A 21,715-nucleotide genomic window follows, 5' to 3' on the forward strand; every position below is an offset into this window, starting at 1 on the left:
TACATTTGAAGCTAACTCACACCCAACCCCGAAAAAGCACGACGATCGTTAATCTGATACAGCTCATCATAACTAACCGTATTCTTCGGAAGTCGCCGAAACCAGTCCAGCTGCCCATTGTTTCGTAACGTCGTATATAACTGGATCGCCTTGCCTTCAGCATCCCGTGCCCCAGAAACCACCTCTTCCGCATCGAGAGCGCCGTTGATCTCCGCCTGATAAACCAAATTCCGACTCAGACGGCTGGCTGTTAACCGACTGCCGATCACAACCGAATCCTCAACTGTAGAATAGCCATCCGTCTGTGTCCGAAACAACACCGAACGCCGAACTCTTTCGATAGGCGCGGAAGATTCGATCATTAAAGTCTGAGTAGCCGGATCATAAGCCTGACCGACTTCAAAAAACTGCCGCATCGCTTCCGACTCACTCCCCTCGCCTACTAGCTTGAGACAATTCTCGAAATACTTCGACACGGTGCCAAAATCCCACCAAAGAGTCTCCTGACCCACATCTTGAACGCCAACGCGCGCTCGCGATGAAAGTCTAGGAATAAGACGCTGAATCCTTTGCCAATGAGCCTCTGCAGCCGAAAACGGCAATCCTTTTTTAGCCATGATTTCTTGATACGTCTGCAAATCGAGCGTAAGCGGCATCCAAAAATGCGGATCCGCGTCCATCTTCGTGGATTGCCTTTGTAGTTCGGTTTGAAATTCCTCAAGAAGGAGAGCCAGAAATTCTGCTGAAAGCCCAAAGGAACCTAGACTGACCGCCATGCCACCCGAGATGTGAATTGCGTCTTTCTCAACCAACGAACGCATCGTTGCAAAGTCGATTTTTTCAAGTTGTTGTGCTGATTGCGAGGCTGAGTCGATCGCAAGAAGACCGTATGCGGAAAGGTTGCGCGCTTCCCAAAGCGCACGATCTATGGGCGGTGAAAGCACCTGTCCGATAATATCGACGGCATAAGAGGAAAGATTTTGGAGCCCGCGTGAAGGAATAAAAATCTGATCGCCCCAAAACACCGACAAGCGACCCTTTCGCACAGGAGCAAAGAGCACAGTCTGCTTGATGACCGCTTCAAGTAGCGTGTAAGCAAATACCCCGGAACCGCTTGGAATCGGCACAGGCAGCTTAACTGCAGGCTTATTATTTTCCTCGCTTCCAGGCAAGGGTGCTAGGCGTGTGCCTTTGCCAGCCGTGTGATAAAGTGCGACCGATTCTCCACGGCAGAGGCGCTCCATAAGACTCGGATGTCCCGAGGCCAAAGCTTGTTCATTGGCTTTCTGCCAAGCATAAAGAGTGCCCAGACCGTTTCCTGCGCCGCCAGGCCAATCCTCGTGCACCACATAGAGCGTTGCCCATGCGTGCCCAATAGCACTCAAGGTCTCAGCCAGCCTTGCTCTCCAAAATGCCGCTTGCGCTGAGTTCGCTACCGAGAGAATGAGAACGTCGAAACCTTGGCTCTGAGCACAGGCACATGTGATTGCGTCTAAGTTTTCACGAACAGACATGCCGACACCCTAGCAAGGGTAGAACATGCGGCGAGAAAAGAATGCTGCCGTGAAATCCGAATCCAAAATGTTTGTGAGCTAAATCGTCTCCTTAAACACTGGCTCTGCTCAAGCACTATGCCATGCGAGGAAGACGTCGCTCGACTGCAGCCCAGTCTATGTAGTTGATGAATTCGTCAATGTAAGCCGCTCGCGCAGTATAGAAATCTGCATAGTAGGCGTGCTCATAGACATCCAGCGCAAGCAATGGGGTGACGCCCCAGACTGGAAAAGTGTTTTGTGCATCGCCAATGTAGTTAAAAAGACGGCCGCTTGTGTGATCAAGGCCTGTCCAGACCCAGCCGCGCGCTGCTATCCCAGTAGCTTTAAGGTCTTTTTTGTAATTATCGAAGGAGCCAAAGGATTCATTTATGAGTTCTAGAATTTTGCCCGAGGGTTTGCCGTCGCCGCCGAGGATATCGAAATAGATCTCGTGATTGATCAGACCCCCGTAGGCAAAGGTGAAATCTACTTTGAGGCTGCGAAGAGTGGAAAAGATTTGATTTGCCATGGCTGGATTAGTCGGATCAGGAGCACCTATTTTTTCCAGCTCTTCTAGGATGGCATTCGTTTTATTCACATAGCCCGTATAGAGCTTCATGTGCTCTTCGTGGGTTTTATCAGAGATTTTTCCAGTTTTTCCTTTGACTTTAGCGAGGAGTTCATCCTGACGGTTGGGATATTTGTAGGCCATATTTTTTGGGGGTTAAACGGCCTTAAGTTTAATCCCAGTAGAACGTTTGTCAAATAGGCGCCTTACGGCATTGAGCCTTGGTTTTCGACTCCTACTTGTGAGGCGATGAAAATTTCTTATTATGGACTTTTGTATGTCGCTATCTCCACTGCAACAAGAGATATTAGAGCTGAAACGGGCAAAACGTGCGGTTATTTTGGCTCATAACTACCAAGCGCGAGAGATACAAGAGATAGCAGATTTTGTGGGAGACTCCTTAGGACTTTCTTATCAAGCGCAGGCTACCGAAGCAGAGCGGATTATTTTTTGTGGGGTGCATTTCATGGCCGAAACCGCGAAGATCGTGAATCCGACTCGAAGGGTATTTATCCCCGACCCACAGGCAGGATGTTCACTTTCAGACTCATGCCCTGCAGAGGCTCTTGCAGAGTATCAAAGAAAAAATCCAGGACTCTATACCGTGGCTTACATAAATTGCACCGCCGCGGTAAAAGCACTTAGCGATGTGATATGCACTTCCGGAAACGCTGTCACAATCGTAAACCGTGTTCCGGCAGATCGAGAGATCCTTTTTGTGCCCGATCAAAATTTAGGAGCATGGGTGATGGAAAAAACGGGAAGACCCATGCGGCTGTGGGAGGGAAATTGCTACGTGCACGTCGAATTTACACACGATCGACTGTTAGAAATCAAAGCTGCCTATCCAGACGCACCTATTGTGGCACATCCGGAATGTATGAGGGCAGTTAGAATGTTGGCTGATGAGGTGTGTTCGACCGAAAAAATGGTGCACTACTGCCGCGAGCATCCCGCTCAAGTGTTTATCATTGCGACTGAGTCAGGAATGTTGCACCGCCTACGCAGAGAGATCCCAAATAAAACCTTTATCCCAGCTCCCACAGAGCGCTGCGCGTGCGCGGACTGCCGCTATATGAAGATGATCACTTTAGAAAAACTTCACCGCACTCTGATTGAGGAATGTAATGAAGTGAATATCCCACCTGAAATTCAGGAAAAAGCCCGTATTCCCCTCCTCCGAATGCTCGAATGGAGCCGTAATTAACTTCGGCGATGAAAACTTCAGTCCGTTTTTTACTAGTCGCCCTGGTCTTTGCGATATTCGTAGCGATCGGGTCACTTTACATGCGCTTTTATGTAGCACCTAAAACGCACGGAATCATTCTATTTATTGCAAACGGCTACGACATTTCCCTTATCAATCGCGCACGCCTACAGGCTGCAAAGAAAGGCCAATCCCTACACATGGATCGCTTACATCAAGTCGCTTTGCTCACTACGCGTGGATTAAATGAAAACGTCGCGGATGATGCAGCTTCGGCTACTGCATTAGCATCCGGAGAACTTAGCCCCAATTCCATCGTCGGCTACAACTCTCTTGGTCGTCGCCTCGACACGCTTATCTATGCAGCCCAACGCGCCGGACGTCTCACCGGGCTTGTCACCACAAATGAACTCACCGCAAACACTCCTACCGCTTTCTACAGCACCAAATCTAAGGACCCCGAAAGCGCATATCAAGCTGCCGCTGAATTGATTGACACTTCCAACATCGACATCATCCTCGGAGGAGGCAAAGCTTATTTCACCCCAGCAAGCGTTAAAAATCCTTACGGCCGCCTCGATCGAAGAGACCTCATCTCAGAGGCCGATAAACGCGGATACGAGATCGTGATGACTCGAAAAGCCCTCGAGGCCATCCCGCGCTGGCCACAGCGCCGCGTATTTGGACTTTTTGCTGATCACGCATTCATCTACTCAAGCTTGACACAAGGCACTATGGACCAGCCTAGCCTAGCAGACCTTACCCGACGCGCCATCGAGCTCATGGATCTTCATCTTGGGGGTTACTTCCTGGTTATAGATCATGGTCTGATTGAAAATGCCTCGCGCCGTAACTTGACTCAGCTCGCTCTCAACGAAATCGCCGCACTCGATGAAGCCATACGAGTCGCTATCGCCTACGCCGGCAGAAAATCTCTCATCTTATGCACCAGTAATTTCAGCCTAGGTTCTCTCGACGTCCGACGCAGTCAACTCATCGAATCAACTCCCCCTACAGAAGATATCACTTACGACTGGCTCTCAGGGCCAGGCGGCAAACTTTCCTCACCTCATCCCTCTTCCCCTGCCACAACCCTTCAAGACCTCTATTTACGCATTCAATCCCCCAACGACCTCGCCCTACTCACCCCACAACCCGCCATCCACTACTCCGACGAAGCTGAAATCACCTCTCGCCCCTCCTGGATTGCCTCTCGCGGCTTCGGTGAAGACTACTTCCGTGGGTTCCTCGACGCGACGGAAATTTACAATCTCATCGTTCGGCTCTACTAAACCTCACTTACTGATCTTTCCATCACACACGCCCCCATTGCGCCTCAGCAATCCCTAAAAATCCTCCCCTAAAACCCATCGGACCGGCGAGATTTGAACTCGCGACCCCTTGCACCCCAAGCAAGTGCGCTACCAGGCTGCGCTACGGCCCGTGATCAGCACAGGGTAGTCTCCCTGCTACTCTCCACCCTCTCTACAGAAAATCCACCTCAAAGCAATTCTTTTGTGGTAGACAAAAACTCCTTCTCTAAGGAAAACTATCGCCCAAAAACTCTCCATATCTTATTTACAATCCAATCCACCAACCCACCTCAACTATGACCACAAAATCCCGCGGACTCGAAGGCGTCATCGCAGCTGAAACTTCCATCGGCGACGTGCAAGGCGAACAAGGCATCCTCCACTACTGTGGATACGATATCAACGAGCTCGCAGGCAAAGCCACATACGAAGAAGTAGTCTACCTACTATGGAACGAATCCCTGCCCACTCGCCACGAGCTCGAAAAACTCACTACCGCTCTACGTGCCGAACGCGAACTCCCCCAAGGCATCATCGACTACATCACCTCAGCCCCTCGAAACGCCGCCCCCATAGACGTCATGCGAACAGCAGTCTCCATGCTCGGCTGTTACGACACCCAGCGATACGACCTCGATATGGACGCCAACCGAGCCCATGCCATCAAGCTCGTCGCTCAAGTCGGCATCATCGCTGCATACTTCCACCGAGCTCGTCAAGGTCTTCCCCTCCCCCCTATCCGAAAGGATCTCGGCGAAGCTGCCCATTTCCTTTACCTCCTCACAGGCGAGACGCCCTCCGCTGAAGCAGCTCGCACGCTCGATGTAGCCTATGTTCTCCATGCAGAACACGGATTCAACGCCTCCACTTTCACAGCTCGCGTCGTTGCCTCCACCCTCTCCGACATCTATTCTGCCGTATCCGCAGCCATCGGCGCACTCAAAGGCCCTCTCCATGGCGGAGCCAATGAAGGCGTAATCCACATGCTCAAAGAAATTGGCACCTTGGAAAACGTTGACCTATGGATCGAAAACGCCCTCGCACAAAAGAAAAAAATCATGGGCATCGGCCATCGCGTCTACAAAGTCCTCGACCCACGAGCACCTCACCTCAAAGCCATGGCGACCGAGCTCTGCAAAAAACTCGGTGAACCCAAGTGGATACAAATGTCAGAGCGCATCGCACAAATCATGAAAGAAAAGAAAAACCTCAACGCAAACGTCGATTTCTACTCCGCCACAGTCTACTACTCACTCGGCATCCCCACCGACCTCTTCACCCCGATTTTCGCTATCGCACGCACCGCAGGATGGACTGCACACATCCTCGAGCAATACGCCAACAACCGCCTCTTCCGCCCCTTGAGCGAATACACCGGCCGCCCTTATGGCCGCACATTTGTCCCAATTGATCAACGCTAACTCCCCACCCTCACCTCACCCCCCTATGAAAGTCGTCATCCTCTGCGGCGGAAAAGGCACACGCCTTCGTGAAGAGACAGAATATCGCCCCAAACCCATGGTCCCCATCGGAGGCCAACCCATCCTCTGGCACATCATGAAATACTACGCCCATTTCGGCTACAGAGAATTCATCCTCTGCCTCGGCTACAAAGGCGAAATGATCAAAGACTACTTCCGCAACTACCACTGGAACACCTGCGACGTCACCCTCAACCTCGGCCCCACCCCACGCTACCAATTCCACAACCAACACAACGAACAAGACTGGATAGTCACCCTCGCCGACACAGGCATCGACACCATGACAGCCGCCCGCATCAAACGCATCCAACGTTACATCCCAGAAGGCCAGCCCTTCATGCTCACATACGGCGACGGCCTTTCAAACATAGACATCCACGCCCTCATCCGCTCCCACCGACAAGCTCAAAAAACCTGCACCCTCTCCGCCGTGCACCCAGCCGGACGATTCGGCTCACTCAAAATCGAACAAACCGGCACCGTATATACCTTCCACGAAAAACCCCAAATGGAAACCGCCTACGTCAACGGCGGCTACATGGTCTGCGAATACACCATGTTCAACTACCTCCCAGACGATCCCACCGTCATGCTCGAGCAACAACCCATGCTCCAACTCGTCCGAGACGGCCAACTCAACGCCTACAAACACGAAGGCTGGTGGCAACCCATGGACACTTACCAAGAAATGCAACACCTCAACAACCTCTGGGAACAAAACAAAGCACCCTGGAAAATTTGGTAACAACTCTTCCCCACACCCCCATCGCATTATCATTTACAAGCCCCACAAAAATCGGCAACGTCAACCCATAACCACCCTAATAACAACATGACTAGCAACCTCGCCTCACGTGTCACCGGCCTCACCCCCTCCCTAACCCTCACCATCGACAGCAAAGCCAAAGCCTTGAAAGCCGAAGGCATCGACGTCATCGGCTTCGGAGCTGGCGAACCCGATTTCGACACTCCAGAGCACATCAAAGCTGCTGCCATGGGCTCCCTAGACGCAGGCTTCACAAAATACACCCCCGCAGCCGGCATCCCTGAACTCCGCCAAGCAATTGCCGAAAAACTCAAAACCGATAATAACCTCGACTACAAACCCACCCAAATCATCGTCACCAACGGCGCAAAACACGCCTGCCTCAACGTCATCCTCGCCACAGTAGAGCCAGGCGACGAAGTCATCATCCCAGCGCCCTACTGGCTCTCCTATCCAGAAATGGTCAAGCTCGCCGGCGGCACCCCCATCTTCGTCCAGACCTCCGCCGAAAACGGCTACAAAATCACCCCAGCCCAATTCGAAGAAGCCATGTCCCCTGCCACCCGAATGATCATTCTCAACTCCCCCGGCAACCCCACCGGCACCCTCTACACCGCAGAAGAACTCAAAGCCCTAGCCGAAGTCGCCCTCTCAGAAGACATCCTCATCCTCTCCGATGAAATCTACGAAAAACTCGTCTACGACAATCATAAACACACCTCCACAGCAAGCCTCTCCCCAGAAATCTACAACTCCACCTTCACCGTCAACGGCTTCAGCAAGCCCTACGCCATGACAGGCTGGCGCATCGGCTACGTCGCCGCTCCCGAATGGGCAGCCAAAGCGATCGAATCCATCCAAAGCCATTCAACCTCAAACGTCACTTCCTTCGCCCAAAAAGGCGCACTCGTCGCTTACAAAGGGCCACAAGACTGCGTCACCGCCATGCTGCAAGAATACGATGCACGCCGCAAAAAAATGATGGCACTCCTCGACACCATCCCGCACCTCTCCTACGTCAGACCACAAGGCGCATTCTACATCCTCGTTGATATTTCCAAAACCAAACTCACTTCTACCGATTTTGCCGAGCGCCTACTCGATCGCCAAAAAGTCGCTGTCGTCCCCGGCATCGCCTTCGGCAACGACCAGACAATCCGCCTCTCCTACGCCACATCCATCGAAAACATCGAAACCGGCGTCAAACGTATCGCAGAATTCATCCAAACTTTAGGCCTCTAACACAGACCTAAAGTCCCAAACCCCATGCCTTCAGCGCCCAAAAAGGCTTCTCCATCAGCCACCGTCACCGTTCGCGTCCCTGCTACCACTGCCAACATCGGCCCCGGCTTCGACACCCTAGGCATAGCACTCAAACTCTACAACACCCTAACCGTAAGCCTTACCGACACTGCTCCCACGCACCCCCCGTTCATCAACTCCATCGCCACAACCTTCTTCAAGCAGACCCAAATTCCACCCACACCTTTCACACTCAAAATCAAAGCTGAAGTCCCCATCGCCCGTGGGCTAGGCAGCTCCGTCACCATCCGTCTCGGCCTCCTTGCAGCACTCAATACCCTTCACCACTCACCCCTCCTAGCCCAGCAAATCCTCTCGCTCGTAATCCAACTCGAAGGACACCCCGACAACGCTGTCCCCGCTCTCTTCGGCGGCTTTGCCGCTGCAACTCGCGAACGTTACGTCAACTTTCCCGTCTCCCCGCGACTCCACTTCATCGCCTACATCCCCAAATCAGAACTCTCCACAACCCAAGCCCGCTCCGTCCTCCCACGAAAAATCCCAATCGCAGATGCAGTAGAAAACCTTCAACACACCGCCCTCATCACCGCCGCATTCGCCACGGGAAACTACCCCGCCCTTCGCGATCTATTCCAGGATCGCCTTCACCAGCCCTACCGCGCTCGACTCATCCCGGGATTTCAAGCCGTCTGCGAAGCAGCCCGAGCAGCCGGAGCCCTCGGTGCCTACCTCTCCGGAGCCGGCTCCACGATCATGGCCATCACGCTAGAAAAACCCCAAGCCATCGCCCAAGCCATGGCTCGAGCCGCTTCAAAAGCAGGTCTAAAAGGCTCTGTGCTCCCACTAAAAGCCGATAATGAAGGCCTCACCTTCCTTTAGAAGTCCCTGCCAACCCTTCTAAAGCTCCACGCAACCATTCAGCCCCCTTTCGCCTTTATTTCGTCATCAACCAAAAATAAACTCCACTCCTGCCTATCACCATGCCGAAACCTAAAGCCAACAAAACTCCTGCATCCCTAAAAGTAGCCCGTCGCGTCCTCACTCTAGAGTCCGAGGCGATCCGCCAACTCAAACGCCAGCTCAATCATTCATTCGACGACGCAGTCCAGCTTCTCCTACGCTGCCTCCAACAACGCGGCAAAATCATCGTCACAGGCGTCGGCAAATCCGCCCTGATCGGCCACAAAATAGCCGCCACCCTCTCCTCTACCGGTTCTCCAGCCGTCGTCCTCGACTCCACAAATGCTTTGCACGGTGACATCGGACTCATAGCTGAAGGCGATGTAGCCCTCCTCCTCTCCTACAGTGGCGAGACCGAGGAGCTGGTGCGCATTTTACCTGTGCTCAAACATCTCTCTACCCCGATTATCGCCATCACACGATCCACACACTCGACCCTGGGAAAACACGCCGACATCACCCTACGCTGTGAGGTCTCAAAAGAGGCATGCCCCCTCAACCTCGCTCCCACAGCCTCCACAGCAGCGATGCTCTCTCTTGGCGATGCACTCGCCATGGCACTCCTCGAAGCCCGTGGATTCAAGCGCGAAGACTTCGCCCGTTACCATCCAGCAGGCTCGTTAGGAAAACAACTCCTACAAATCCGCCACGTCATGCGTTCCCGAGATAAAATGACGATCCTGGATGAAAAAACCCCGATCACAACCGCGATGAAAGCCATGGCCGAAGCACGCACTGGTGCTGTCATCGTCACCGATTCACGCGGTAGAGTTACAGGAATTTATACGCAAGGCGACTTCACACGCACCTTCGTTCGCGATCCCAGTATCATCCAGAGAGGCACTCTAAAAGAGGTCATGACACGCCGCCCGATCACTGTCCCAGTAGATAAACTCGCCGTCGAAGTCCTTGCCCTCTTTCGCGAACACGATATCGATGACCTCATCGTAGTCGATGCACAACATCGCCCCGTCGGATTGATAGATGCACAAGACCTAGCCAAACACCGCCTAGTCTAGACCTCCCCTGTCCCAATCCCAAGCAACTGCCGCACTTCAACATCCCGCCTCATAACCTCCGACAACGAGTCTCCGAGAATCGTATAATGCCCCATCTTGCGGCCAGGCCTAGCTTCAGTCTTGCCGTAAAGATGCAATTTCAAGCCCGGAATTTTAAGCACATCGATCCAGTTGGGAGAGCTGCCCTTGAGCCACAGATCACCGAGAAGATTAGTCATAATCGCCGCAGCACATAAAGCTTGGGTCGAACCTAGTGGCAAGCCACAAACAGCACGCAGCTGCTGCTCAAACTGACTCGTCACGCATGCATCAAACGTATAATGGCCAGAATTATGCGGTCGTGGCGCAATTTCGTTGATAAGAATATCATCACGAGGCGTCAAAAAAAACTCAACTGTGATTAGCCCAATTAAATCCAGCTTCTGAGCAAGCTCTCGAGCCATCAGCCGAGCTTCCTCTTCAATCCTAGAAGGCAAGCCCGACGGATAGACAGATAGATCCAAAATGTGGCGGGAATGTCGGTTACGAGTTATCGGAAAGATGGCCACAGGCTCGTGCGGCACCCGTGTGATAACAGTTGAAAACTCAATCACATTTTCTACCCAAGCTTCAACAATGCCGCGAGATGTCCCATGTTGTCTCCAAATTCGCGCCAGGTCTGAATCGCGTGTAATTTTTTGTTGTCCTTTACCGTCATAGCCAAAATCGCAAGTTTTCAATACTGCAGGAAGACCGATTTCTTTAACTGCTGCACGAAGAGCCTCCTCACTTTCGACAATTCGATAATTCACAGTCGGAAATCCCGAGCTTGAAAGAAAGTTCTTTTCGCGTTCCCGATTTTGCGCGATGTAGAGAATCCGCGGATCCGGATAGCATGGCCGCAGCTTCTGAACGTATTGCAATGTGGAAAGCGGAATATTTTCAAACTCGTAGGTGATGCAATCCACCGATTCCGCAAATTCTCTTAATACTTCCTCATCATCAAACGGTGCGATAAACTCACGATCTGAAATTTGCCCTGAGGGGCTATCCAAAGAAGGATCAAAAGTGTGCACACGGTAACCCATTCTACGGGCTTGAAGCGCAAACATTCGCCCGAGCTGTCCACCGCCTATTAATCCAAGCGTAGCACCAGGAAGAATAGGTTTCCTCATAGCTTCTGCTTCAAGACGCGCTCCGTCTGCTTTTTTCGATAATCCGCAAGACGTTTTGCTAGCGTTGGATTCTCTAGACTCAGTATAGCAACGGCTGCGAGAGCTGCATTGATCGCGCCAGATTGGCCGATAGCAAAGGTCGCAACAGGAATCCCGGCTGGCATCTGAGCGATCGACAACAAAGAATCAAGCCCCTTCAAAGCACGAGACTCCACAGGCACACCTAGCACCGGCAAGGGCGTGAGCGAAGCCGTCATGCCCGGCAGATGAGCGGCTCCACCGGCTCCAGCTATCAGAATTTTCAAGCCTCGAGAAGCTGCGGCAGTTGCATACGCATACAACTTTTGAGGAGTGCGATGCGCGGAAACAATTTGTTTTTCATAAGGAATATCAAAAAGCTCCAAAGTCTGTGCTGCGTGTTGCATGGTAGGCCAATCCGATATCGAGCCCATAATAATGCCCACTAGCGGAGCGCGCTTCTGTTTCGCAGACATAAAATTTCAGCCTGAAGCGAGGATATCTTCGATACTTCTTAAAATTCCCTCAACAGGCCAAAGTCGCCCTATACCCTCGTATCCACAGGCCAGCAAACCCTCATCCGGTCCGATGAAACGAACGCCTCGAGTGCGAAGAAGCTCCACATTTTGCTGAGTCGCTGGATGAAGCCACATTTTGCCGTTCATCGCCGGCGCCAAGAGAGTGGGGGCTTGCGTTGCTAGAAGAATTGAGGTGAGAAGATCAGATGCAAAGCCATGAGCATATTGAGCGATGAGATGCGCCGTAGCAGGAGCGACGACGATAAGATCGGCCCAATCCGCAATCTCTATATGTAAGGGGATTGGGCGAAGCTCCCATTCTGCTTCATCAGTGTAGGCAGGGTTGCGGGTTAAAGAAGCTAAGGAGAGTGGCGAAATAAAACGAGTAGCTTGCTGCGAAAAAACAGCTTGCACCGCATGCCCTTGCTTGGTGAGTGCACTGGCAATCTCCGCAGCGCGAAAAGCGGCGATAGACCCCGTGATGCCCAATACGATCCGGCTCATGATGGAGTCAAGTGAAGGGTGAGACGCTTGCTGAGATAACGTTCAGCACGAACTATAGCACGAAACTTTTGAAGATCTTCCTCTGTTGAGCCACTGAGGATGGTGTATCGAAAAAGAGGCCACTGGCTCATTTCATATCGTCCAGTCTCAAGGCGGCGTTGGATCTCTTCTTCAGTCTCTGTGCCGCGCTTGCGAAGCCGCCGCTCTAGCTCTGCAAGGGTCGGTGGCATGATAAAAACATCGACTAGCGCGTTTCGAATTTTGGGATCTGGATTATTACGAATTGAGGCAGCTCCTTGCACATCGATATCGAGTAGGACATCAACACCACGATCGAGAATATCGAGCACGTATTTTTTTAACGTGCCGTAGTAATGATTGTGAACGCGCGCATACTCGAGCATTTCGCCGTTTTCGACTTTTTTGAGAAATTCTTCTTGGCTTAGAAAATAATAATCCTCTCCGTGTATCTCTCCCGGCCGCGGCGGTCGTGTCGTGCAGGAGACAGAATAGTAAAGATCGGGGGTGTGACGCATGTTGTCACAAAGCGTGCTCTTCCCTGTGCCGGAAGGAGCAGAGACGACAAAAAGAATTCCTTCCCGGGTGAAAGAATGAGCTTGCGGCGCAGATTGCATGCGAAAATTAAGTTAGGTGTTTTTGCACAAGAGCGGCTAAAGTTTTTCCATCAGCGCGCCCTTCGGTCTTTGCTTGCAGGGCTTTCATGACTTCGCCCATTTGTTTTTTGGATGTAGCACCGAGTGCTCGGATCGTCTCTTGAACGAGCGACTCGAGCTCCTCATGGGATAAGGCCGGGGGCAAGTAGGATTGGAGGATATCGAGCTCTTTGCGTTCTTTATCAGCTAGGTCGGTGCGGCCACCCTGGGTGTAGCTGGTGATGGCATCGTGACGTTTTTTAATTTCTTTACGTATCACTGCAATCACATCTGCATCAGTGGGAACAGTGTCTGCCCCGCTTTTTTGGATCGCATCATATTTGATGGCTGACTTGAGCATGCGCAACACTTCAAGTGTGTGGGTCTCTTTTTGGCGCATGGCTTGCTTAAGGTCGTTGTCGATTTTTTGCAGTAAACTCATGGTAGCAGAAGGTAGAAGGAAAATAGAGTGTGGCAATACTAAGGCTGTAGTCGAGCGACTGGCTGTGTAAATCAGACGACTGCGTCGATGAGCCGGTAGGCATTATCTCTGCGTCGTGGAGTGTAGCCTGCTTCGGCGATGAGACGTTCCATTTCCTCAATTGTCATGCGAAATGTGGTGCCAGCTGCAGAGACGACATTTTCTTCCATCATGATCGAGCCAAAATCGTTTGCACCGTAGAAGAGGGCGATTTGTCCGATCTGGGGGCCTTGTGTGACCCAGGAGGATTGTATGTTTTCAATGTTATCGAGAAAAATTCGAGCCAGAGCTTGCATACGGAGATATTCATGTGCGGAGGCTTTTCGAGGGACTTTGAGAACGGTATTTTCGGGCTGAAATGTCCAGCAAATAAAAGCTGTAAAACCACCGGTGTCGTCTTGCAAATCGCGGAGCCGTTGGAGGTGCTCAAGGCGATCTTCAAGGGTCTCGACGTGTCCAAACATCATGGTCGCGGATGAGCGCAATCCGATTTCGTGAGCTTCACGCATGATTCGCAGCCAGGTGTCAGCATCGCATTTGAGAGGAGAGATACGTTGCCGAACACGATCTGTGAGAATTTCTCCTCCACCGCCGGGCAAGGAACCTAAGCCTGCCTCTTTGTAAAGGCGCAGTATCTCTCGAGTGGGAAGGCGAAATGTTTGTGAGAAGTGATGAATTTCAGGTGGCGAGAATCCGTGGATGTTAATATTCGGGTGACGCTGTCGAATGGTGGAGAGCATGGTGAGGTAGTAGTCCAGGGTCAATGAAGGGTGGTGACCTCCTTGAAGTAAGATTTGAATGCCGCCGATAGCTTCGAGTTCACGGATCTTTTCTGAGATCTGATCCGGGGTGAGGACGTAATGGTCGGGGTCTTTTTCGGTGCGGTAAAAGGCGCAGAATTTGCAATAGACGTTGCAGACATTGGTGTAGTTGATGTTGCGGTCCACAATGTAGGTCACGATAGAGTTTCCACGTCCGTTGTAAGCCTCGGCTTTGGCTAGTTGTCTACGTGCATGAGCAAGAAGACCCAGTTCTGATAATGGCCAGTGATAGAGCTCTGCAGCTTCTTCGATGGTGATTCGATCGCCGGCAAGAATTTTTTGCGTGAGTGAGGAGGTGTGATTAGATGATTGGGAGGTATTCACGAGGTTCAAAAAAGATTGGTTGACTGGCTCGTGTAGGGGCGGGCTTAGAAGGCTTGTTGTAGAAGGGTTCATATAAAATTCAATGTAGGTGGGGAGGTTTGATTCTGCAAGGTGGTAGCCAGTTTCAAAAAGTAACGCCAGCCTTCGATGGCTTCTTGATCGAGGGTGTAGCGAATGTGTTTGTGGAGATATTCTTTTTCTTGGTCGTTGTGCGCCAGGAGCTCTCGCTGATCGAGCCCTTCTTTGGCTGCTTGGATTAGAATTGAGGCGACGAGTTTCCTGTGATCTGGAGAAACATGTGGAGAGACGGCCCAAGCTGCATAAACAAAGGGAAGAGAGGTATGTTGATCCCAAGCTTCACCGAGATCGAGAAGCGGAGCTTGGGGATTTTCAGCGCGGAAACGCAAGGCACGATCTCCGATCCAGAGTTGAGCGTCGGCGCATGGATCCCCCTCAGGAAGCAGGGAAAGCGGTTGACGGCGGAAGATTTCAAAAATAATGCGAGCCAGCAGGACAGAAGTGCGAGAGTCATGGTCAACCGCTAAAGTTTTTACTTGATCGAGAGGACAACGATGATTCGCAATCACGCTTTTGACTGCGCCTTTGGACAAGATGGCTATCTCTGGGACCCACCATAAGTTGGGCATATGCGCCGCTGCAATAGTGGGAACCAATGCAACCTCGAGTTCCCAACGGATAAGTCGGTCGACAAGTTCTCGTGGAGAGAAAAGCTGAATTGCAGCTGGAATCCGTGTGATTAGAGGTTGTGCATTAAGATATGGGACGGCTCCTATGCGTAAAGCGGATAAGGCAGCGTCCATTGAGAGCTATAAAACAATTTATGCGCAATACTTGTGCTTATTTAAGCGACCCCAGCGGGATTCGAACCCGCGCGACTGCCTTGAAAGGGCAGGGTGCTAACCACTACACAATGGGGTCGAATTGAAATACAGAATATAGCTTGTGTTTTTTATTTAGACAAGCAAGAGTTTGCCATTGTGTATAAATTGTTATTGCGCCTTTCGACACGATAGAATATAGGAATTTCGTTACCCCTGTGAATGCTGTTGATAATAATCTTGTCTTAAGCCTCTCTGCTGATGTTGAAATCGTCAGAGAGAGAGACGGTGTATTTATCAAGCAGATAAAGACATTAAAATATCTTTATTTGGACAATGATGATCTTGAGATATTGCTAACGTTCGACGGCAAAAAAAATCTTGGCGAAGTGCTCTATAGCCTGCTTCAGCGACCTCAGAAGCCCTCTATCCGTAAATTCTATGATTTAGTCCTTACAGCTCAAAATTACGGACTTTTAGTTCAAGCTGACAATTGCAAAAGCCTCACTCAAGAATTTGACCCTTGGAAAGAGGAGAATTATAAAACTGTCCGACCTAGCCTTTCTTCATATCTTTTCAGCCTCATACTCGCTATCATTTCGGCTTTAACGCTGATTTTTTATATAATTCCTAACGAACTTGATAAGAGTGAAGATGCGTATTTTTGGATTTTTGTTGCAATCGGTGTTTCTATAGGGCTTAGCTTGAGCTCAATTTTGATGGCCATCAATCTTAAGCTTTGGAATCGAGTTCCCTATCGTTTTAGAATTAGTTTTGCTAGAATTATTCCCTACCTAGAAGTGGATACAAAAGACGCTTTTATGGGGGGGAGAATTTGTGAATCTATAACGTCATTTGTTGGGGTTCTTGGTCCAATAATTTGGGGATCTATTATATGGGTGTTAAGTTACCTTTTCCGCCCTTATGAGACCCCTGAAGGTGAATTTATTGTCCCTTTCCGTTACTTTGGTGCCCTGCATTTATCTGTATGGATAGCAATGCTAATTGAGAGCTCACCTTTCGGTGCCACTTCCATGCAGCAACTTATCCACGCGCTTTTCAGAAAACATCACGATATACCTAAGCACGCTTCACATTACCTTAAATCGAAATTCTTAGGACACTTACTGCGATGGCACGATGAATTATCGGAGGAAAAGTATTTTATTGCTTATTCTACTTATGTAATTATATGGCTTTACTTTACTATAGATCTTGGAATCAAATTTGTTGCGGCACAATATGCCCAAGCTATTTCGAATTTTCTAATTGAAGAAACACTAGGTCCTAGGTTCTATTTAGTGTTCGGAATAGTTATAATTGGATTTATATTATTACTCATTCCAATTTTGTATATACTCTGGGTATTTGGGTTCGGCATAGTCAAAGAGGTCCTCAAGAGATTTAGCTCAAAAGAAGGCCGTTGGAAAAAGGCCAAAGCATCAGGTAAGGTTCCTGATCAGGAGCAACTTATATCTTTCTTGAAGGAGAACATTTTATTTTCTGATTTGCCAAGAGAGCGCATTATAGATTTAATTCCTTACTTTAAATTAATTCATGTCAAAAAAGGGCAAACCCTTATACGTGAAGGAGACGATGGCGATTTGTTGTTTATAATTTGGGCTGGTGAAGTAAATGTTATTAAAGAAACAGAAAGTGGTCAACAAAAGGTATTAGCCACCCTTTCTAGAGGAGACATTTTTGGAGAAATTGCTCTTTTGAATAATGTCAAACGCACAACCTCTGTGGTTGCAACGACACCTGTAGATTGTCTGATTCTCAAACGAGACGATTTTCAGCGTGAGATTGTAAGTCGGTTAGGAGCTCAAACTGTTGCAGAAAAAATCCAACGTGCAGGCTTCTTTAGAAGAACAGAGTTGTTTTCAGATTGGAATCCTAAAGCTATCGTGGCATTAACTTCTCGTTGTAAGCTACAAGAATTTAACGATCAGGATATTTTGATTCACGAAGGCCAAGAAAACAAGAATTTTTACTTACTCTATGAAGGTAAATTAGATGTGTATAAGAACAAAAAACATATAGCAACTTTAGAACCAGGAAAATTTTGTGGAGAAATCAGTCTCCTAAAAAACATACCTGCCACAGCAGATGTAAAAGCTAATGGTAAAGTAAAGTGTTTTGTTTTTGACAAGGAAACTTTCCTTGAAATTGTCACTAAAGATTTCTTCACAGGTTATCTGCTCGATGAAGAATTAGAAAAACGTTTAGCTTGCTCAATTTGATTTTTCTATGCTGCGATATTTCAAACTTATCCCTGCGCTACTTTTAGTCGGTCTGGTAATATACTTCAGTATAGTGTTCAGTGTTGGTATTAGGTCAGCTATCAACAAGATTAATAAAATTATTACTGTAAAAGACATAAATTCAATAATGAGAGAAATCGAAAAGCATTATCTTACATTCAACAAAATCCCTAACAACCAAGAACTTCGCGTAATCATTGAAGAAAGTGTAATTATCAAAAACCGTCTTTGGGGAGCAAAAGAACCATGGAAAGATATATGGGGAACTCCATTTTTACTTACCCATTCTCCAGAAGGCAAAATCGTTCTACAAAGCGCAGGTCCGGATAAAGTTTTTTCACATATAGATCCACTCAGTCAAGAAGCAATATCGAATACGAGCTTACTCGGCGATGACGTAGCTTTACATACCTCTGAGAAAGCAATTATAGAAAAGTATAAACAAAATTCCGAATCCTATTTTAACACTTCTGATAGTCAGCCATAAGCATCCTTCAACTAACATTGCCAGTCTCTAGTCAGCTAAGAAAGGATTATATCTTTTTTCGGCACCGACTGTGGTCAACGGCCCATGCCCGGGTGCAAGAACTGTCTCATCAGGTAAACATAAAATTTTTTTCCTGAGCACCTTTCTAGCTGACTCAAAATCTCCGCGCACTTTACCCATTGTGCCAGCCATAATTGCATCGCCAGTAAATGCAACCCAAGGACTACCGCCGCGTATAAGATACGTTACTCCACCAGGTGAGTGGCCTGGTGTTTCCAACACTTCTATAGTCCATGTGCCGAGACTAAACGAATCCCCTTCTTCTACAGGAAGGGTGCCAGCTATGTGCTCACGTGCATGAATGAAACTCGGTGCTCCTGTTTTTTCCATCAACCGATCGACCTCATACACATGATCTCCATCACCATGGGTCAGAAGAATCATTTTAACCGAAAGCTTGTGCCTACTGATAAACTCTAAAATCGGATCCGCATCCATTCCTGTATCAACGATGCAAGCCTCTAGCGTATCAAGATGCCAACAAATATAAGCATTAACTGATGTAGGTGAGAATGGCGTCACCACTTGATGTAGATGAGGCACAAATATCTCCCCCGGATGCCACTTATTTTGAGCGATCTCAGCCAAGGCTCTAGCATTTAAACCCAGATATTCAGCAGCCCTTGGGCCATAATTTTCATGCCAGACACCATTTTTTAGATCTCGCCAAACTTCTACAGGAATCTGCATCTCCCTCGCTAAGGCTTGATCTCCCAGTCTCGAGGCGAGTTGGGCATAAGCCAGTGCCTTACGAACTATATCCACATAGCTGTCCTCAAGCGGAATGCGATCCATGATTGTCTCCTATCATAAATCCTTCATCGAAGCGATATAAACCGGCATTGACACCCATGAATGTCGCGCTAGTTTACCCACGGGACGATAGCTCAACGGTAGAGCAGGAGCCTTTTAAGCTCTAGGTTCAGGGTTCGAATCCCTGTCGTCCCAATGATTATTTTAGCAACTTTTAGCCGCCTGAATACATTGAACAACGGCCTCGACATGTGCCGTCAAATCATGCTGACGAGCTAAATCTTGAGCAGCTTTTCCCATGATTGCACGCTTTGCCGGATCTCGCAGTTGATCTAAGGCTGTGACCATGCCGTTGATATCATCGGATCTCTCTAAAATAAAGCCTTCGCGGCCATGCTGCATTCTCTCACTGGCTCCGTTTGACTTCGTTGTGACCACAGGTAAGCCTGCCGCCCAAGCCTCCAACGTCGCATTGGCACAAGGATCATACAAGGTTGGAAAAATGAAAACATCCGCTGCCGCATAAACATCCGGCATCGAAATTGGTGGAGGTTTTTCGATGGCCAAAAATTTATAACCGCCAGCCTGTTTCACAGCCTCCTTAGCATAATAATACCCCTTACGCTCGCGCCCCACACCCACAAATAGGGCAACCAGCTGGTTTGCAGACAACCCCAGACGCTCGCGTGCCATATCTCGAGAGCCCGATGCAAATCGTTTGAAATCCACTCCGTTATAAATCAAAGTCATACGCTCGATCGGATAACCAGCTGCCAAAAACTCATCCCTCACCATTCTTGAATTCACAATCACGCGTCTTAGCCCTTGCCCTTCAATCATCCTCTTTTCCAATCCTAACATCTCCCAATTCTTCAATTTAAGCCAATTGTGAATTCGCCCAACAATTGGTGAATACTGCACACGCCGTCGAAGCCACGCTGCATGTAGGCCATCACCTGCTCGATAAAGGTCGGCTTCGTAAACGCGTTCCAAACTAAAGAGAAATTTCTGAGGGTGTCTTCTTTTCCACTGTTGAAGGGCTTCTGCAAACTGCCTGGGACTTTTACTCGCAATGGCTGTGATTTTTTCAAAAGGTCCTTTTGCCTTTTCATTCCAAGTCTCACAGAGCAGCTCCAGTGAAAAGCCGCATTTGTTCAATCTTTCGGCAAGGTGAGTCAAATAAAGTTCAGCTCCACCTGTAGGTGAAAAGTTTCGTCGTGCAAAAACAATTGAATTAGACATGAGTCAACAAGGTCTCAATTTCCTCGAGTTCAAGCTGATGTCCTTTTACGAGTCGCTCCATCCAAGATTCGAAGGCTTCCTTACCTTCAATGATTTCAATCTCGACTCTAAGGAAAAACAAGGGCAAGAGCGAGCTACCTAGAGGCGGGAAACGCACCGCATCTTTTTCTGTAGTGACGACCATTTTGCCTCCGCGTGCGTGGGTGTGTTGAATCACTCGCTCGATTTCCTGAGCGGAGAAACGATGATGATCGGCGAATTGTTTAGAATAAATAATCTTCGCTCCCAAATTTTTCACTCCTTTCTCGAAGCTCTCTGGACGGGCGATGCCGGAGATCGTTCCGACATGCGCATTTCTCAATTCGCTCAAAGGCAAACGCTCGTCACTAAAGAAATTTTGTAGATAACGTGGTGCATGGCGACAGAGAATGATTGGTGCGTGTGGATTGAGTAAACGCAGTCTTGCAAGGAGTGGTTGTGTATCGCCTCCATCGCATTTTGTAACGATGATGAGATCTGCTCGCTTCATCTGTTCATGAGGCTCGCGCAAGGTGCCTCGCGGCAGGACGTATTCATTTCCAAATGGCGCCTCCCGATCCACCAATACGACGTTGGTGCGCTCAAAAAGCGAGAGATACTGCAACCCATCATCGAGCACTAAAATTTCCGTTCCAAATTTCTCAATCGCATACAGACCCGACTTGACACGGTCTTTATCTACAAGCACAGGCACTGTCTTGAGATTGCGCGCCAACATATATGGCTCGTCCCCTGCTTTTTCAGAGTCTAAAAAAATTGTTTTCCCATCGGAGACTACCCTTGGTGGAGAGGCTGGGATCCAAGGAAACATCAGTCGCGAGAGCCTCTTGCTTATTGGTTCGGGTTTACTGCGGTAACCGCGGCTCAAAATTGCCACCTTACGGCCTTTTTGAGCTAGTAGTCTTGCTATCATTTCAACGATGGGCGTTTTTCCAGTGCCACCGACCGTTAGATTACCGACGCTGATGACTTGAACGCCGAGGTGATGCACTTTGGCAATCCGCTCTCGATACAGCCAAAGACGCGCGGCCACACCCCATCGGTAGGGGAACGAAAGTAAATATAGCAAGGCTCTTAAGAGTGTCGCCCGTTTTCCGTAACGCCGCTCCAGAATCACATCGATGGCGAATTGCTCAAGTTCCTCGAGGATCGTCTGCATGAATCGTTTCGTTTATATTTTGTCCGCGAGCTTGGATCTCTCCTAGCTCACTCTCAAACGCGCCATTCAAAATCGGAAACCGACACCAAGAGCGCGGATCAACATTGTGGTCATCCAAATGAAAACTCGGAGCAAAACGCTCGCGCTTCCATTGATTTTGGCACCAAAGGCGATAGAAGCGGCTCGTGTAATGAAGAAGCTCAGGTTTCGTCTGGCTGTGAAAGGATTTGATAAGTCGGTTAAAAACGGATTGAGGAAATCTTCGATCTCGTATCGCCCAATCC

At 49.2% G+C, this 21,715-nt stretch carries 22 protein-coding genes and 3 tRNA genes; 10 read left to right on the forward strand and 15 right to left on the reverse strand.

Features of this window, described 5'->3' with window-relative positions; all coding sequences use genetic code 11:
- Positions 1-11 precede the first annotated feature (11 nt).
- Together NZM04_05150 and NZM04_05155 are read right to left on the reverse strand one after the other, a co-directional pair.
- A complete protein-coding gene (locus NZM04_05150) occupies positions 12-1,514 on the reverse strand; it encodes a hypothetical protein (protein ID MCS7063422.1) in 1,503 nt (500 codons plus the stop codon).
- A 115-nt stretch (positions 1,515-1,629) separates the two neighbouring features.
- A complete protein-coding gene (locus NZM04_05155) occupies positions 1,630-2,247 on the reverse strand; it encodes a Fe-Mn family superoxide dismutase (GenBank protein MCS7063423.1) in 618 nt (205 codons plus the stop codon).
- A 133-nt stretch (positions 2,248-2,380) separates the two neighbouring features.
- On the opposite strand from NZM04_05155, the gene nadA reads away from it, so the two are divergent.
- Positions 2,381-3,310: a quinolinate synthase NadA gene (gene nadA / locus NZM04_05160; GenBank protein MCS7063424.1), complete on the forward strand. Its 930-nt coding sequence runs from the start codon at positions 2,381-2,383 to the stop codon at positions 3,308-3,310.
- An 8-nt stretch (positions 3,311-3,318) separates the two neighbouring features.
- Complete coding sequence (locus tag NZM04_05165; protein MCS7063425.1) at positions 3,319-4,602, forward strand: alkaline phosphatase; 1,284 nt, start codon at positions 3,319-3,321, stop codon at positions 4,600-4,602.
- A gap of 78 nt (positions 4,603-4,680) precedes the next feature.
- Here the strand turns inward: NZM04_05165 and NZM04_05170 are convergent.
- A tRNA-Pro gene (locus NZM04_05170) sits at positions 4,681-4,754 on the reverse strand.
- A 165-nt stretch (positions 4,755-4,919) separates the two neighbouring features.
- Between NZM04_05170 and NZM04_05175 the strand changes: the two genes are divergently transcribed.
- From NZM04_05175 to NZM04_05195, 5 genes are all read left to right on the forward strand, one after another.
- Complete coding sequence (locus NZM04_05175; protein MCS7063426.1) at positions 4,920-6,044, forward strand: citrate synthase; 1,125 nt, start codon at positions 4,920-4,922, stop codon at positions 6,042-6,044.
- Complete coding sequence (gene rfbF, locus NZM04_05180; protein MCS7063427.1) at positions 6,010-6,852, forward strand: glucose-1-phosphate cytidylyltransferase; 843 nt, start codon at positions 6,010-6,012, stop codon at positions 6,850-6,852. The genes NZM04_05175 and rfbF overlap by 35 nt, the downstream gene beginning before the upstream one ends.
- Positions 6,853-6,939: 87 nt before the next feature.
- Complete coding sequence (locus tag NZM04_05185; protein ID MCS7063428.1) at positions 6,940-8,115, forward strand: pyridoxal phosphate-dependent aminotransferase; 1,176 nt, start codon at positions 6,940-6,942, stop codon at positions 8,113-8,115.
- Positions 8,116-8,139: 24 nt separating this feature from the next.
- Positions 8,140-9,015: a homoserine kinase gene (thrB, locus tag NZM04_05190; GenBank protein ID MCS7063429.1), complete on the forward strand. Its 876-nt coding sequence runs from the start codon at positions 8,140-8,142 to the stop codon at positions 9,013-9,015.
- 101 nt (positions 9,016-9,116) lie between these two features.
- Positions 9,117-10,115 (forward strand): KpsF/GutQ family sugar-phosphate isomerase, encoded by a 999-nt coding sequence (locus NZM04_05195; GenBank protein MCS7063430.1) that lies wholly within the window; start codon positions 9,117-9,119, stop codon positions 10,113-10,115.
- Here the strand turns inward: NZM04_05195 and NZM04_05200 are convergent.
- From NZM04_05200 to NZM04_05235, 8 genes are all read right to left on the reverse strand, one after another.
- Positions 10,112-11,269 carry a 5-(carboxyamino)imidazole ribonucleotide synthase gene (locus tag NZM04_05200; GenBank protein MCS7063431.1) on the reverse strand — a complete coding sequence of 386 codons (1,158 nt, stop codon included), beginning with the start codon at positions 11,267-11,269 and terminating at the stop codon, positions 10,112-10,114. The two genes, NZM04_05195 and NZM04_05200, sit on opposite strands and share 4 nt — an antisense overlap.
- On the reverse strand, positions 11,266-11,763 hold the full coding sequence (purE, locus tag NZM04_05205; protein MCS7063432.1) for a 5-(carboxyamino)imidazole ribonucleotide mutase: 498 nt from the start codon (positions 11,761-11,763) through the stop codon (positions 11,266-11,268). Before purE ends, NZM04_05200 begins: the two co-directional genes overlap by 4 nt.
- 6 nt (positions 11,764-11,769) lie before the next feature.
- The gene (locus tag NZM04_05210) at positions 11,770-12,309 is read right to left on the reverse strand and encodes a phosphopantothenoylcysteine synthase (GenBank protein ID MCS7063433.1); all 540 of its coding nucleotides are present in this window, start codon (positions 12,307-12,309) and stop codon (positions 11,770-11,772) included.
- On the reverse strand, positions 12,306-12,944 hold the full coding sequence (gene gmk, locus NZM04_05215; GenBank protein MCS7063434.1) for a guanylate kinase: 639 nt from the start codon (positions 12,942-12,944) through the stop codon (positions 12,306-12,308). The genes NZM04_05210 and gmk overlap by 4 nt, the downstream gene beginning before the upstream one ends.
- 7 nt (positions 12,945-12,951) lie before the next feature.
- Positions 12,952-13,404, reverse strand: a complete 453-nt coding sequence (locus NZM04_05220) for a GatB/YqeY domain-containing protein (protein ID MCS7063435.1) — start codon at positions 13,402-13,404, stop codon at positions 12,952-12,954.
- Between the two features lie 71 nt (positions 13,405-13,475).
- Positions 13,476-14,660, reverse strand: coding sequence for a dehypoxanthine futalosine cyclase (gene mqnC / locus NZM04_05225; GenBank protein ID MCS7063436.1), 1,185 nt, complete (start codon positions 14,658-14,660; stop codon positions 13,476-13,478).
- Entirely contained in the window at positions 14,657-15,409 is a 753-nt protein-coding gene (locus NZM04_05230; protein MCS7063437.1) for a menaquinone biosynthesis protein, read from the reverse strand. The genes mqnC and NZM04_05230 overlap by 4 nt, the downstream gene beginning before the upstream one ends.
- A gap of 46 nt (positions 15,410-15,455) precedes the next feature.
- Positions 15,456-15,527, reverse strand: a tRNA-Glu gene (locus tag NZM04_05235).
- 118 nt (positions 15,528-15,645) lie between these two features.
- Between NZM04_05235 and NZM04_05240 the strand changes: the two genes are divergently transcribed.
- A complete protein-coding gene (locus NZM04_05240) occupies positions 15,646-17,670 on the forward strand; it encodes a cyclic nucleotide-binding domain-containing protein (GenBank protein MCS7063438.1) in 2,025 nt (674 codons plus the stop codon).
- 148 nt (positions 17,671-17,818) lie between these two features.
- Positions 17,819-18,178, forward strand: coding sequence for a hypothetical protein (locus NZM04_05245; GenBank protein MCS7063439.1), 360 nt, complete (start codon positions 17,819-17,821; stop codon positions 18,176-18,178).
- Positions 18,179-18,205: 27 nt separating this feature from the next.
- On the opposite strand, the gene NZM04_05250 is transcribed toward NZM04_05245, so the two are convergent.
- Positions 18,206-19,033 (reverse strand): MBL fold metallo-hydrolase, encoded by an 828-nt coding sequence (locus tag NZM04_05250; protein MCS7063440.1) that lies wholly within the window; start codon positions 19,031-19,033, stop codon positions 18,206-18,208.
- A gap of 81 nt (positions 19,034-19,114) precedes the next feature.
- Between NZM04_05250 and NZM04_05255 the strand changes: the two genes are divergently transcribed.
- Positions 19,115-19,186: transfer RNA gene (locus NZM04_05255), tRNA-Lys, on the forward strand.
- A 9-nt stretch (positions 19,187-19,195) separates the two neighbouring features.
- On the opposite strand, the gene NZM04_05260 is transcribed toward NZM04_05255, so the two are convergent.
- The 3 genes from NZM04_05260 to NZM04_05270 form a co-directional block, all read right to left on the reverse strand.
- A complete protein-coding gene (locus NZM04_05260; protein ID MCS7063441.1) occupies positions 19,196-20,233 on the reverse strand; it encodes a glycosyltransferase family 4 protein in 1,038 nt (345 codons plus the stop codon).
- The gene (gene lpxK, locus NZM04_05265) at positions 20,226-21,431 is read right to left on the reverse strand and encodes a tetraacyldisaccharide 4'-kinase (protein MCS7063442.1); all 1,206 of its coding nucleotides are present in this window, start codon (positions 21,429-21,431) and stop codon (positions 20,226-20,228) included. The genes NZM04_05260 and lpxK overlap by 8 nt, the downstream gene beginning before the upstream one ends.
- A partial coding sequence (locus tag NZM04_05270) for a hypothetical protein (protein ID MCS7063443.1) occupies positions 21,406-21,715 on the reverse strand: 310 nt, incomplete at its 5' end. The genes lpxK and NZM04_05270, both read right to left, overlap by 26 nt.

Source organism: Candidatus Methylacidiphilales bacterium (assembly GCA_025056655.1).
In the GTDB taxonomy this organism is placed as follows: Bacteria; Verrucomicrobiota; Verrucomicrobiia; order Methylacidiphilales; family JANWVL01; genus JANWVL01.